12 protein-coding genes are annotated in these 11,570 nt (G+C 69.8%); 9 read left to right on the top strand and 3 right to left on the bottom strand.

What is annotated here, in order from left to right:
• From D7W81_RS42375 to D7W81_RS17155, 9 genes are all read left to right on the top strand, one after another.
• The coding region (locus D7W81_RS42375) for a hypothetical protein (RefSeq protein WP_158621616.1) at nt 1–550 on the top strand (550 nt) is incomplete at its 5' end.
• A gap of 30 nt (nt 551–580) precedes the next feature.
• On the top strand, nt 581–922 hold the full coding sequence (locus D7W81_RS17190) for a hypothetical protein (RefSeq protein WP_120556474.1): 342 nt from the start codon (nt 581–583) through the stop codon (nt 920–922).
• Entirely contained in the window at nt 922–1,131 is a 210-nt protein-coding gene (locus D7W81_RS17185; protein ID WP_120556473.1) for a hypothetical protein, read from the top strand. The genes D7W81_RS17190 and D7W81_RS17185 overlap by 1 nt, the downstream gene beginning before the upstream one ends.
• Nucleotides 1,128–2,315, top strand: coding sequence for a phage baseplate assembly protein V (locus D7W81_RS17180; RefSeq protein ID WP_120556472.1), 1,188 nt, complete (start codon nt 1,128–1,130; stop codon nt 2,313–2,315). The genes D7W81_RS17185 and D7W81_RS17180 overlap by 4 nt, the downstream gene beginning before the upstream one ends.
• Before the next feature lie 4 nt (nt 2,316–2,319).
• Nucleotides 2,320–2,514 (top strand): hypothetical protein, encoded by a 195-nt coding sequence (locus tag D7W81_RS17175; RefSeq protein ID WP_120556471.1) that lies wholly within the window; start codon nt 2,320–2,322, stop codon nt 2,512–2,514.
• A complete protein-coding gene (locus D7W81_RS17170) occupies nt 2,483–4,078 on the top strand; it encodes a hypothetical protein (protein ID WP_120556470.1) in 1,596 nt (531 codons plus the stop codon). Before D7W81_RS17175 ends, D7W81_RS17170 begins: the two co-directional genes overlap by 32 nt.
• Nucleotides 4,075–6,237: a hypothetical protein gene (locus D7W81_RS17165; protein WP_120556469.1), complete on the top strand. Its 2,163-nt coding sequence runs from the start codon at nt 4,075–4,077 to the stop codon at nt 6,235–6,237. Before D7W81_RS17170 ends, D7W81_RS17165 begins: the two co-directional genes overlap by 4 nt.
• Before the next feature lie 1,198 nt (nt 6,238–7,435).
• Nucleotides 7,436–8,167 (top strand): hypothetical protein, encoded by a 732-nt coding sequence (locus D7W81_RS17160; protein ID WP_147445514.1) that lies wholly within the window; start codon nt 7,436–7,438, stop codon nt 8,165–8,167.
• Entirely contained in the window at nt 8,164–8,385 is a 222-nt protein-coding gene (locus D7W81_RS17155) for a hypothetical protein (RefSeq protein WP_120556467.1), read from the top strand. The genes D7W81_RS17160 and D7W81_RS17155 overlap by 4 nt, the downstream gene beginning before the upstream one ends.
• 344 nt (nt 8,386–8,729) lie before the next feature.
• Here D7W81_RS17155 and D7W81_RS43005 read toward each other — a convergent pair whose 3' ends face one another.
• From D7W81_RS43005 to D7W81_RS17140, 3 genes are read right to left on the bottom strand one after another with little or no spacing between them, the layout of a single operon-like run.
• Nucleotides 8,730–10,250: a formylglycine-generating enzyme family protein gene (locus tag D7W81_RS43005; protein ID WP_208721340.1), complete on the bottom strand. Its 1,521-nt coding sequence runs from the start codon at nt 10,248–10,250 to the stop codon at nt 8,730–8,732.
• Nucleotides 10,250–11,014 carry a hypothetical protein gene (locus D7W81_RS17145; protein WP_147445513.1) on the bottom strand — a complete coding sequence of 255 codons (765 nt, stop codon included), beginning with the start codon at nt 11,012–11,014 and terminating at the stop codon, nt 10,250–10,252. The genes D7W81_RS43005 and D7W81_RS17145 overlap by 1 nt, the downstream gene beginning before the upstream one ends.
• A 17-nt stretch (nt 11,015–11,031) precedes the next feature.
• Nucleotides 11,032–11,559 (bottom strand): hypothetical protein, encoded by a 528-nt coding sequence (locus D7W81_RS17140; protein WP_120556465.1) that lies wholly within the window; start codon nt 11,557–11,559, stop codon nt 11,032–11,034.
• Between the last annotated feature and the right edge of the window lie 11 nt (nt 11,560–11,570).

Below are 11,570 nucleotides of genomic sequence, written 5' to 3'. Positions count from 1 at the left end.
GATCCCCACCAAGGCCGTGTTGGATCAACCCACCGTGGAGGACATCCGCTCCAAGCTGCCCGCGACCATGGACGTGCGGCTGGGCGCCCGGACGCTCTACGGCATCGCGGTGCCGGCGGACGACTCGCCCACGAGCGCGCTGCGCGACCTGGTGGACCGCGTCGCGATGCACGCGGCGAGGCCGGAGGACGTGCAGGGCCAGGTGCGCTCCGTGCTGGCCGCGTCGGAGGGCGATCCGAAGAAGGCCCTCCAGCTGGTGGACAAGAGCGTGCTCGGCATCGACTCGGCGGCGTCCACCGTGAAGGAGAGCATCCTCAACGTCTCCGTGCTGCACGAGGTGCTGGCGGACTCGTTCTACACGGGCGGCACGGCTGGCCCCAAGCCCGTGCAGGACGCGGGCGTGCAGGCCCTGCCGCCAGAGCCGCCGCCGGATCCGTATGCCCACTCCGTCGTCATCCTGGGCGGCTCGCGAGTAGCGGCCGTCGGCAACGCGACCACCTCCGGCGTGCACGTCCAGGAAGCCGACGCCGTGGTGGAGCTCAACCCGTAGCGCTGGAACCCTTTGAGGAGCCCAACCCCCATGCCCGACCCCTTCGCCCTCAGTGGCCGCGTCGCCCTCCAGCGCACCGCGCTGCCTGAAGTCACCCTCTCCGCCACGCCGGACGCGCCCGATGCGAAGGCCGCGGCGCTGGCGAACCTGGCCGGCGCGCGCGCGAAGCTGGACCTGGACACCTCCGTGCTCAAGGCCCTGGACGTGCGCATCTCCCGCCTGCCGCCGGTGCCCACGGTGCCCGTGACGCTCCAGGACCTGGTGCGCGCCGCGCGCCGCAAGCTCGCCGCCGAGCGCCAGCGCGAAGTGGGCGTCTGGGTGGACACGCGCGTGAAGCTGGCCACGCGGCTGGTGCAGAAGTTGGAGGAGTGATGCGCAAGCTGCTCGAAGCCAGCATGGGGCAGCGCTGCTACCTCTTCACCACGCTGGGCCAGGTGTACGTGGGCCTGGTGGTGGAGCTCATCGACGACGTCGTCCACCTCACCGGGCCGGATGGCGCCACACCCGTCTACATCAACCTGTCAGACGTCTCCGGCGTGCGCCCGTACGACGAGGACAACGACCTGGGGAGCGCGCGATGATTGAACAACTGCTGCAGCAGCTCATCGAACGCACGGAGAGCCGCTACTTCGGCAAGTACCGCGGCTATGTGGCCAACGTCTCGGACCCCCTCAACCTGGGGCGCATCCAGTGCGTGGTGCCGCGCCTGATGGGGGACGTGGCCACCGGCTGGGCCATGCCGTGCACACCGTACGCGGGGCCGGATCAAGGCCTCTTCGTGGTGCCGGACGTGGGCGCGGGCGTCTGGGTGGAGTTCGAGGGCGGAGACCTCTCCCAACCCATCTGGAGCGGCATGTGGTGGGGACAGCCGGCGCTGTCCGACCTGGGCCAGCCGGACTCCACCGCGCGAGTGGCCCCGGACGTCAGCGAAGTCCCCAAGCACGACTATCCGCCCCAGTCCGCGGTGCCGGGCGTGCGGATGCTCAAGTCCGCCACGGGCCACTACATCGTCCTGGATGACCGGCCGGAGACCGCGCGCGTGGAGATCCACGACCGGCAGGGCAACCGCCTCATCCTGTCCGCGGAGGGACTGGACCGGCTCATCAGCAACGAGCGCACCATCAACGAGGGCAACCGCTCCGCGGAGGTGGACGGCGACGACCGGCTGGAGGTTGCGGGCAAGCAGGACGAGACGGTGGACGGCAGCCACACCCGCGACGTGGGCGGGGACGTGACGCTGCACGTGACGGGGTCGCTGACGGAGAAGGTGGACGTGGCGGGCTACTCGCGCGTGGTGAGCGACACCGGCCTGAAGGAGACGGTGGGCGGCCCGCGCGAGGACCGCATCCAGGGCAGCCACAAGCGCATCGTGTCCGGCGCATCGCAGGAGTCGGCGGTGGGCGGCTACGGCCTCACGTCCGGTGGCAACCTGAACCTCGCGGCGGGCAAGGCGGTGAAGGTCGCCGCGACGATGCCGGACATGCCCGGCCCGTCGCTCAACGCCGTCTCCATCGACGCGCTGATGGGCAACGTGTCCATCAACACCATGCTGGGCATGTGCCAGGTGGGCGGCATCTCCGCCATCTCGCCCATGGTGTTGGGGGACGGGCTGGCCATCCACTTCACGATGCTGGCGCAGATCCTCAAGGCGGTGAACCCGATGACGGTGGCCGCGTATGGGCCGCTGCTGGACGTCTGGGCCGCGATGACGCCCATGCTGGACTGGTCCTACTTCGGCTTCGTCAAGCGCATGCCGGTGGGGTGACGCGATGAAGGAGCCCGGCTGGAGTCCGCTGGACGCGTCCGTGCTGCGCGAGCGGCTGGAAGAGGTGAAGGCCCTGTTGCTCCAGGCGGCGGCGGTGGGCGTGGCCCAGGACGCCGAGCGGCTGGAGAAGCTGATGGAGCTGGAACAACGCACCCGGGAGGACGCGCGTGGCCGAGTTCAACGACGCCGCTATCGCTGAGCTCCACGGCGCGCTGGAGGTCTGCTGCGAGGAGCTGGCGAAGGCACTGGAGGAGACAGATGCCACCGGCGCCGAAGCCGGGCCCGCGTGGCGTCCGCTGGTGGTGGGCGTGCCGCCGGGGGTGGAGCAGCTGGTGGGCATCCTCAAGCCGCCGCTGAAAATCATCATCGCGGTGCTCCAGTTCGTGCAGGCGCTGCTCGAGGCGCTGGTGGCCATCCTCCTGGGGCTGCCGGATCCGTTCCGGGCGCTCATCCTCGCGGCCTACGCGCTGCTCAAGGACATCATCAACGACCTGCTCAACGCGGGTGCGTACCTCTACGCGGACGCGCCGGGCATCACCCCCACGGAGACGAACCTCGCGGAGACGGGCTTCATCCCGAACATCCCCAAGGACTTCAAGGCGGGCTTCGCGCTGGAGCGTCCGCCGGTGACGCCGGACGGCTTCGCGCGCTGGGCGGGGCGGTTCGTCGCGTCGTTCGATGATCCAGGAGACGACTCGCGCCCGACGGTGACGGATGGAGCACCCGTGCAGGCGGTGTTCATCGTGATGGCCGCACCGTCGCTGGATTCGCTCCGGCAGGCGCTGTACCTGCTGGGCAAGCTGCTCAACATCAGCGCGTTCAAGAAGGCGTTCGAGAAGTACCCCAAGGGCGCGTTGGATCCACGCCGCAGCCGGGCGCGCGGCAAGTCGGTGAAGCCGGACTGGAAGTCCGCGCGCATGCGCGACCTGTTCCCGGACCTGGAGAAGCTGCTCATCCTCCCGGAGTCGCTCAAGTCGCTGCTCCTGTCGGTGGACAACCTCGCGGCGCTCCTGCGCAGCCTCGCCGCGGCGATGCAGGACAAGGTGCAGGTGCTGATGAAGCTGGCGCAGGCGGTGCAGGCCATCATCGACCTGCTGAACGCGCTCAAGTCCGCGGGCATGTACGCGCTGCCGGTGTCCACGACGGGCGGGGTGGCGGGGCTGAAGCAGGCCTTCCTCACGGCGGCGAACCGGCCGCCGGGAGGCTACGTGGGAGGCATCTGCCTGCTGGCGGCGGGCCCCAACCTGGCGAAGGCCGCGATGCTCTGGGAGCTGTTGGGCCTGTCCGCCGCGATGGATCTGGCGTCGGGAGAGCTCACGCTCCAGGACGTGAAGCAGGCGCTGAAGGACAGTGAAGCAGGGCAGGTGCTGGAGGCGAGCGCGGACGAGGTGAAGGACGCCTGGGGCAACCTGAAGACGAAGACCCAGCGTCAGGCGGACAAGTTCGTGAAGGCGGTGGAGCGGGCGCCTGAGGGATTCGTGAAGGCGATCGGACGCACGCCGGAGGAACTGAAGGCCGCCGCCGAGCGGAGCCGCTCCACACTGGTGGAGGTGCTGGACCAGTCCAAGGAGCACGTGGAGGAGCAGAAGGAGATCCTGGAGGGCATGGCCTCCACGAAGCACGCCCAGCGCCGGGGAGGGCGTTCGCTGGCGATGGGGCTCGGCGGGCCGGGAGCGTCGGAGCGCGTGCCGGGGCCGCAGCCGCCCGCGACGGAGACGCCCACGCCCCCCACGGACACGCCGAAGAAAGGAAGCGGCCCGTGAGCGCGGTGAAGCGCCTGAGCATGGAGCTGGACGGGTGGCAGGCGGCCTGGAAGCAGCTGGAGGCGTTCCTGGACCGCATGGACGGCGTGGCGGATCAAGACGCGCCGCACGTGCAGACGGTGTGCGCGCTGCTGCCCGTGTTCAACGTCATCGAGCGGGCCCGCCGTCGCGCGGTGGGCATCGCGCTGGCGCCGGCCCTGTCCGCGGCCCCCCGGGGCGAAGGACTGCCGGCGGTGTCCGTCGGTGCGCTCGTGGGGACGGAGGGCCGGTTGCCCGGAGTGGAGGAACTGGAGTTCGCGGCGGGCACCATTGGCACTGACAGCGACGGAAAGCTCACGGGAGCGGCGTTGCTGGCGGGCACGGTGACGCTGTTCGCGTTCCGCGACGAGAAGCACGGCGGCGAGGTGGCGGTGCGCGTGCCCACGTATGACTTCGGGCCCCTGTCAGCGAGCGGCACCGTGGAGGACGCCATCGACGCGGGCCTCTTCACCACGGACCAGCGGAAGGAGGCCGCGGAGAGTGGCATCGCGGAGCTGGGGACGTGGACGGGCCTGCGCAGCGAGAGGCGGGCGGAGCTGAAGACGACAGCGGAGACGGTGTCCCTGAGCAGCGTGCTGGACGGGCTGAGCGTCACGTCGGCATCCAGCGCCTTCGACCCGGTGGCATCCGGGGCCGCGACCCGGCAGAGCGAATGTCTGGCGGACCGCGACGTGCTGCTCCAGGCGAAGGCCACGGTGGAGGAGCAGGGCGCGACGCCCGAGCTGACGGATGCGCTCCAGCGCGCGGCGGATTCATTGCAGGCCTCGGCGACGGACTACGGCGCGGTGGCCACGGCGCTCCAGCCGCCGCGCACCGTGATTGCGTCCGTGCCGGGGCTGGCGTCGCTGAAGACGACGCTGCGGAGGGCGGACTCACCGGGCATCCCCGGGCAGCTGTCCAACGAGTTGACGACGTTGGACATCGAAGCGGGGAAGGGAATGGACGCGGCGGTGGAGGCGCGGCTGGCATATCCAGACGGGCCGTTGCGAATGCTCCGGACGCTGGAGTGGTCGCTGCGCTTCCACTGGGTGTTCCGCCAGCGATGGTTCGAAGCGCGAAACCGGATCGCGCTGGCGCCGCTGATGCGGCAGGTGTTGCAACCCTTCTGCGACAGCCTGACGCGAGTGCTCGCGGGACAGTCCACGGGGATTCCGCTGGTGGGCACGGTGCTGCTGGTGAAGGACACGCCCACGCAGGCGACAGCGCTGTCGGTGACGCCCACGGTGGACCTGGGGCGGGTGCAGGCGGGACACATCGCGCAAGTGGGAGGGGACCGGCCCACGCTGGCGCTGGTGCTGGGCTGGGAGGTGAAGGGGGCCGAGAAGCGCCTGCGCATCGCGCCGCTGAACGTGTCCATCGCAACGGACGCGAAGCTGCCGGGAGTCGCGGGACTGGTGAGGAGTGGATCCCCCGTGAATGGAAACGCGGTGTCCCTCTCCACGCAGGAGCTGCTGGACGGACACGCGGCGGTGGGGCCACAGGCAGACGGAACGGTGCAGGAAATCATCACCCTGGGCGCGAAGCTGAACCTGCTGCTGGGGCAGGGCGGTGGTGCGCTGGGCCTCGTGCCACCGGCGGTGGCGGCACCCTACCCAGGCCAGACGTTCAACCTGCTGCCACCAGTGGATGTGGGGGCGACGCGGCTATTCCTGGACGGAATGCCGGTGGCGAGCACATCCGGTTCAAGCCAGCCGGTGCAGATGGCAAGGCCGGGCGAATTGTTACTGGTGCGAGGAGCGGACGAAGAAGGCACTTGGTGGCAGGGCGTGGCCCAGGTGGACACGGTGGACGTGCGCACGGGGGCGGCGGCCCGAGCGGACGACGAGGTGACGACGACGCCCACGCCGCTGTGCTGCGAGGACGACGAAGAGGTCGTGGTCATCACGCTGCGCGACCTGCAACTGCCGAAGGCGCTGGTGCGCGACGTGACGCTGCGGCGCGACTTCAAGGGCTTCGGAGGCCCCAGCCTCGCCACGGGAGTGATGCTGCCCATCGAGCTGGATCCAGGCACAGCGAACATCACGGTGCAGGACGGTGGAGTGACGAAGACGGTGTTGAGGGATCCGGAGCTCAGGGCCGCGACCACGGTCCTCAAGTCCTGGCTGGGGGTGCCGACATGAGCGAAGCAAGAGACGACCTCTTCGCGGTGGCCGCGCTGCTCGCGGATCTGGACCGGGTGCTTCACCCGTTGGAGCGGGGGGAGGCAGGTGACTTCAAGGTGGATCCGCCACTGCCACCGTCGCTGCCAACACCGGGCGCGCAGAGGAGGGGAGGAGAGTCAGGCCGAGCGGTGAAGACCGCGTCGCCCACGTCAGGCCCCAGGTCCATGGGGCACACGGATCCAGGTGAAGTGGCGCCACCAGTACCCAGGCCTGCGAAGTTCCAGGCTCCCACCGTCATGGAATCCCTCACGCCCATCCGGCGCCGCGTTCCCCGGCCTGAAGGGACGTCAGCAAGCACTCAAGAACCACGGCCTCCGGTCGAAACCGTGACCCGAATCCAGCAGGGGCACCAGGGGCCTCCGCCTCCGGCGCCCATCGTCGCCAGCGCTCCGGAGTTCCACCCGGTGGTCGAGGAGACACAACCGCCCAGTCCGCACATCCAGCCCAGGATTGTTCCTTCGCAGGACCGCATCTCGATTGTCCCCGCGAGCCAAGCGGCCCCAGAAGTCCCTATTGCTGTCGAAGCACACGTAAAGGCCCCAGGTCCGCGAAGGAACCGGGTGCCGAGACCCGCCGTCGAGAGGATCACCGGACGCTCAAGGATCAGCGCACGGGTCCCGGAGTCCCCCACACGTCGCCATCGCGTCGCGCACGCGGTCGCGCAAGCAGCACCACTGACTTCCCCGGTGGATCCCACGGTCACGCCCGTACGGAGAAGGTCGCCCCACGTAACGACCCGTCCGCCTGCACCGGACACGTCAAAGGCCCCACCATTCCAGGACGAGCACGGGCCGCGACGGCAAGAGCGCATCGTCCAGCCCGAAGTGCCAACGGCACGCGGGCCTGCACCGGCAGCACGGAACGAGGCCGTGGATCCCACAAAGCCTCTCGTACGAAACACGAGGCGCTCCGCACCGGTGCACATTGAAGTGAATGCATTGCTTCCGCCGCCGCGAGTCGAAGCACCACCCCGGCAGGAAGCACTGAGTGAAGACCCCGAGTGGGTCGAAGCACCGGAGTACGAAACCGACCCTGGCGCACGAGCCTTCTTCATCAACGGTCGCCGCATCTCAGCGCGGGACCACGAAGCGCTCCAACAAGCAGAACAGCGATTGCGGCGCAGGATGACCGGCCGCTCCCTCTGGAGGAGGCGAGGATGAACGTCCTGCCACCCAGACAGCGATTGGCGCACCTGCTGCGCTCCCTTTCGAAGCACCTCCCGGGCCAACTCGACGGCCTGTTGGAGAACGCCCGGTTCAAGGACGGAGCCGCCGCGCTCCAACGGCTCGCGGACCCCGCACACGTGGAGAAGGCCCTGGCACGCATGTCGCCAGAAGAAGCCGGATGGCTCGGGGACCTGCTCACCGAGCGTTGGTCATGGATCGCGGACGTCCAACTGGATCCCGAAGTGGCCATTGTCGCGCCAGAAGAACTCTGGCTCGGCATGGAGCCCGTACATCTGCCACTGACGCTCGCGGCGGTGGGCCTGGACGAAGGGTTCGAAGCGCTCTGGGAAGGCGCGGTGCTCCCGGGCCCGCCGTCGTCCAAGGCCACGCTTCTCGCGAAGCCGCCCGAAGGCAAGGCACCCGAAGTCGCCCGGGTCCGGGCCCAGGTCCGAGCCAGTGTGAAGGGGCAGCGCTGCGTGCTCATCGCGCAGGCGCAGGTCGCGCTGCGGCGGCCCTCGGTCGTGGTCAGCGACGATCGGCGCAAGCTGCTGGCTCAGGATCAGTCAGGACGTCCGGCGGTGGGTTGCCGCCTGGAGCTTGGCCCAGACGTGCACCTCACCGGCCCTGGAGGCCTGGTGGAACTGGAAGTCCCTGCGCAGCCCGGTGTGCCACTCAAGCTGGAAGGCATCCCCACGGGCCGCATTCCAGGAGGCAAGCCATGAAGACGATGTCGCCCCAGACGCGCAAGACGCCCGACCGCAAGCCGACGATGAACAAGTCCATCGCGCCCTCGCAGCAGGCCAAGACGGACGCGCCCCGGACTCAGCTGGGAAGCGCGGCCAGGGGACCCACGATGAAGGCCGCGGCCGGAGGCAGTTTCAAGGCCAAGAGCGCGCCCCGGGTCGCTGCCAACCCCAGCATCCGGATGCCGAAGAAGTAGCCCCGTGCCGGGCGCGGCCATGGCCAACTGGTCCGACTGTCGGACCAGTTGAGGCGCTTCGCCTCCGGAAGCACGGCCAGAGGGGCACGATGAAGGCCTCGGCCGGAGGCACCTTCAAGGCGCAAAGCGCGCCCCGGGTCGCTGCCACCCCCAGTATCCGGATGCCGAAGAAGTGGCCCCTGCCGGGCGCGGCCTCGGGCAACTGGTCCGACAGTCGGACCAGTTGAGGCGCTTCGGCTCCGGAGGAGGGCCTGCCGCTCTTCCCTGACGCGAAGCGTCGGCTCCAGATGTCCGTGGCCGCATCCGCGAACTCCTGGCGGCCTGCATGGCGAGGCACTGAACGGTCAGGGAGTGGCCAGCACCCACCGCACGGCCCCGGCCGCCGTCGCATCCGCCTCGCGACGCGAAGAGCACAGCGGCTGTTCCCGGCCACCGCACAGCAGGCCTTCCCGAGCCCACTGCGGAAGCGAAGCCACCAGCTTCTCCACGCCCCAGGGCGAAGCGCGCGAAGCCCCGTCGTCCCGCATCGAATTGCCCCAGGGGAACAGCCGCCCATCCGGTCCACGGGCCGCCATCTCCCATTCCTCACTGGAAGGCAGCCGCAGCTCCACGCCTTCAATGCTCGTCAGCGCCGCGCACAAGTCCTCTGCCTCCGCACGCGTGCAAGGCAGCGGTTCTTCCGCGTCCGTCCCCGCCGTCCCCACCGGCCCCTGTGAAGCCGCCGTCGCCCAGGCCGCCGCGGCCCGGCTCACGGGCATCCGCGCGACGAAGTATCCCGGTGACTTCACCCGCCGCAGCGTCGGCCCCGTCCCCAGCCAGTGCTCCACAGGCGCCACCCAACGCGCCTCCAACCCGGAGCGGCGGAGCCGGTACGTCCCGTCCCGTTCCACCAACGCTTCGGGCAGGGCCCCAGGACGAGGCCCCGGATCCACCGGCGTCGTGAGCGCATGCAGGAGCAGGGTCGGGTCATCCCGAACGTCAGCAGGGCCCGACAGTGCACGCAGCAAAGGCGCCATCCGCTCGCGCTTTGCTGAACCCTCGGGAGGCAACGGCCGGCCCGCGAGCACCTGCGCCACCAGGTCCCGCAGGTTCGAATAGAACAGCCGATCCCTCGGATCCGCCCCTTCTCGTGTCGACGTGGGCATCCGAGCCGCGCGCAGCGCAGGCAGCACCGCGCGAGCCTGTAACCGCGCCGCCGCCATCACCGCCGTCACCCGCACCTCCGCGTCCGCATCCACCAGCGCGGAGTGCAGCACGGAGTCGATGTCCGGATTGGACGCCGCGTAATCGTGGATGAGCCAGCGCAGCACCTGCCGCCGCTGTTCCTCGCCCGGCAGGTGCGCGAACAGCACGGAGCGCTCCGGATGCGCCTCCTTCTCCGCCTTCAGCCGCTGGAACGCTTCCTCCGTTCCGTCCGGCACCAGCGACGCCAGCACGCGCTCCGCGGTCCGCGACACGCTGAACTCTGGATGGAAGCGCAGCGCCGCCACACGCTCCATCGACGCGCGCTCGCGCAGAGTCTCCGTGGCCAGCAATCCCAGCAGGACCTCCCGAGTCTCCGACGACGTCAGCAGCGCCGCGAGCGCTGGAGCGTCCAGCACCGGAACAACCCTGCGCACGGTCGCCCATTCCTCCAGCGCGTTGCGCCCGGAGAACTCGAGCACCCGCAGCCGGAGCACCGGGTTGAACGTGTAGTGGAGCGCCGTGTCCGTCAGACCCCGCACGTACACCGCCAGCTCCGGCTCGCCAGGGATGAGCGGAGGCGTCTGGCTTTCGGACTGGAGGAACCAGCCAAGCGCTGACAACACCCGGTCCATCGCCTCGAACGACACCTCCGGCCGCGCGACGAGGGCAGGGGAGCGCATCACGCGGGCTTCACCTGCGCATGCAGGGCTTCACCTACCCGCGCCACGGGCCGTCCCTCCACGCCCACGAAATACGCGCGCGCCGCCCAGAAGAGGTCCTTCCACTCCAGTGTGCTCGCCGCCGACTTCAGGGGGAAGGCCTCCACGAACGTCTCCCACGCCGGGCGCACGTCCTGGGCCGGGGCCTTCCGCAGCCGGGCCGCCGCCAGGTAGCGCACGAAGCCCTGGACGTTGAACCCGAACGTCTGCCCCGGCGTGAAGTCCTGGGACAGCTTTCCTCCGCCCACGAACCGGGCCGCCAGCTCCGGCGTCCCCAGCGCCAGCGCCACCAGTCCACACCGGTACGCCAGCTCCTCGTGCAGCGTCCGGCGCGCCTTCATCAGCGCCTCCAGCCACGCCTCCACGGGCGCGCGCGCCAGCAATCCCTCCACCACGCCCGCGCACTCCTGCGCGTTCACGAACGACAGCACGTTGACGACCTCTTCGGGCCGCAGGTCGTCGAAGTCCTCCGAGACCTGCTGGAGCGCGGGTCCGGCCAGCCGCGACAGGGGCTCCGCCAGCGCCCGGCCCTCCGTGGGGTCGCACAGCACCAGCGCCACGCTGAGCATTTCGCACAGGGACCCCGCCTCGCGCTCGGGGAGGTTCACGTTCTTCAGCGCGGAGGGCGTCACGAGCGTCAGGAACTCCTTCGCGTTCGCGCCTTCACGGCCGCCCGCGAAGAGCGCGCTCCAGGTGGTGGGGGGATTGCCCGGTGGCTCCGCCATGCGTCCTCCGTCGCCCGTCATTGCTGCTTCTGGCGCTTCTCGAAGATCGCGAGGTGGCGTTCCCGCCGCGCGCGGTACACATCTTTGACGTGCTCCGCGGCCTGCCGCAACCGCGTGGGAAGCGCTCCGTTCTCCATCTGCGTCTGGAGCTTGGGCAGGAAGCGCGACACGGCCTGCACACGCGGGTTCTTGCGCCGCGCCAGCCGCTCCGCGTTGTCCTGCGCCCACGCCGCGAAGTCCAATCCCTCCGCCAGCTCCACCAGCGTGTCGACGTCCTTCGCTGTCAGCGTGAACTCCTCCAGGTAGTCCTCGGGCTTCCCGTACGCCTTGACCTCATCCGGAAAGCCCGCGGCGAGCAGCACCAGGCCCTTGGCCTCGCCCTCGCCCAGCGCGCCAATGGTCTTGAGGGGCGTGTCGCAGTACGGGCACGCGTCCGGGTCCGGCACCACGGCCGTGTCGCGCTTCGTGACGACCAGCTTCTGGTGCACGGTGAACTTCGAACCGCACACGTAGCAGGTGACTGTCCTCGACGGAGCACCACGCATGGCTTCTCTTC

Origin of the sequence: Corallococcus aberystwythensis, assembly GCF_003612165.1 — a bacterium.
In the GTDB taxonomy this organism is placed as follows: Bacteria; Myxococcota; Myxococcia; order Myxococcales; family Myxococcaceae; genus Corallococcus; species Corallococcus aberystwythensis.
The sequence above is the reverse complement of the archived record's forward strand: the minus strand, read 5'-3'. Positions and strand labels throughout refer to the sequence as shown.

Bases quoted from the DNA above. Each gene is read 5' to 3' on its own strand.
- D7W81_RS17190 (WP_120556474.1), top strand. From the start codon at position 581: ATGCCCGACCCCTTCGCCCTCAGTGGCCGCGTCGCCCTCCAGCGCACC.
- D7W81_RS17185 (WP_120556473.1), top strand. From the start codon at position 922: ATGCGCAAGCTGCTCGAAGCCAGCATGGGGCAGCGCTGCTACCTCTTC.
- D7W81_RS17180 (WP_120556472.1), top strand. From the start codon at position 1,128: ATGATTGAACAACTGCTGCAGCAGCTCATCGAACGCACGGAGAGCCGC.
- D7W81_RS17175 (WP_120556471.1), top strand. From the start codon at position 2,320: ATGAAGGAGCCCGGCTGGAGTCCGCTGGACGCGTCCGTGCTGCGCGAG.
- D7W81_RS17160 (WP_147445514.1), top strand. From the start codon at position 7,436: ATGAACGTCCTGCCACCCAGACAGCGATTGGCGCACCTGCTGCGCTCC.
- D7W81_RS17155 (WP_120556467.1), top strand. From the start codon at position 8,164: ATGAAGACGATGTCGCCCCAGACGCGCAAGACGCCCGACCGCAAGCCG.
- D7W81_RS43005 (WP_208721340.1), bottom strand. From the start codon at position 10,250: ATGCGCTCCCCTGCCCTCGTCGCGCGGCCGGAGGTGTCGTTCGAGGCG.
- D7W81_RS17145 (WP_147445513.1), bottom strand. From the start codon at position 11,014: ATGGCGGAGCCACCGGGCAATCCCCCCACCACCTGGAGCGCGCTCTTC.
- D7W81_RS17140 (WP_120556465.1), bottom strand. From the start codon at position 11,559: ATGCGTGGTGCTCCGTCGAGGACAGTCACCTGCTACGTGTGCGGTTCG.